The following is a 915-nucleotide window of genomic DNA, read 5'->3' on the forward strand; positions in this document are numbered from 1 at the left end:
GGGCTTACGGGGTCGGGGCGGACGGGGCCGTGCTCCGGATTTACGTGGGCATGCTCGGAAGCCGGCGAATCACTGGGGGCGAAGGATCGTACGACCTGGGGATCGGGCCGGGCGCGGCCGTACTGAGGGCTTACGGGGGCGGGTTCGGCAGCCGGCGAATCACCGTGCTCGGGTGGTCGTACGTCCCCGGGTTCCCCGGGTTCCCCGGGTTCCGCGGTGAAGCCGAGGGCGGCGGCGTTGCGCGCGAGAGCGCAGGCGCGGGCGTGGGCGTAACGGACCCGGAAGAGCGGATTGCTCTCGCGCTGCACCAGGAGGTCGGCGGTTATACGGGGCCGGTCGTGCGGGGCTGGGTGGAGCAGGGCCCAGCGGGCGGCGTCGGGACCGAGCGGCGCGGGGTCCTCGGGCGCCGGAACGGGCCGGAGACTGACGGGTTCGGCATGCTTGACCTCGGCGCGGCCGCCCTGGGAGGCGATGATCCGGGTGAGCGCGTCGGCGACGACCTCGGCCCGCACCTCGTACGGAATGCGCAGCTCGACGATCCGACCGGCCAGGGCGTCACTGTGGCCGTACGCCGTCCCCGCCCGCAGGATGTCACGCACGAGGCCGACGGGGGCGGCACCCGCGAGGCTGATGTTGATGAACCCGGGCCCGGTGACGGTGACGCCGGCGACGCCATCCGTCCCGACCAGGTGCCGACACAGAATCTCGGCGACGCGAAGAGGCGGCTGCCCGGCGGCGCGGGCGAGCTGGAGGGCGATGTTGGTGGCGTAGTCACCGCAGCCGCCGGGCCCGGGCGGCGTGACGACGGCCCGTGCCGGCACGGCAACGCTCAGTTCCCCACCGTCAACAGCACGACGCACCGCGCCCAGCACGGTACGGGAGAGCTCGACGGGGGTCACGGGACAAGCGTAGGGG

The 915-nt window shown here is 73.8% G+C and carries 1 protein-coding gene; it reads right to left on the bottom strand.

The window, feature by feature from the left end:
• The coding region (gene nrtL, locus GRC12_RS44710; RefSeq protein WP_208786127.1) for an ArgS-related anticodon-binding protein NrtL at nt 1-899 on the bottom strand (899 nt) is incomplete at its 3' end.
• Nucleotides 900-915: the final 16 nt, after the last annotated feature.

Origin of the sequence: Streptomyces griseorubiginosus (assembly GCF_017614965.1) — a bacterium.
GTDB lineage: Bacteria > Actinomycetota > Actinomycetes > Streptomycetales > Streptomycetaceae > Streptomyces > Streptomyces griseorubiginosus_B.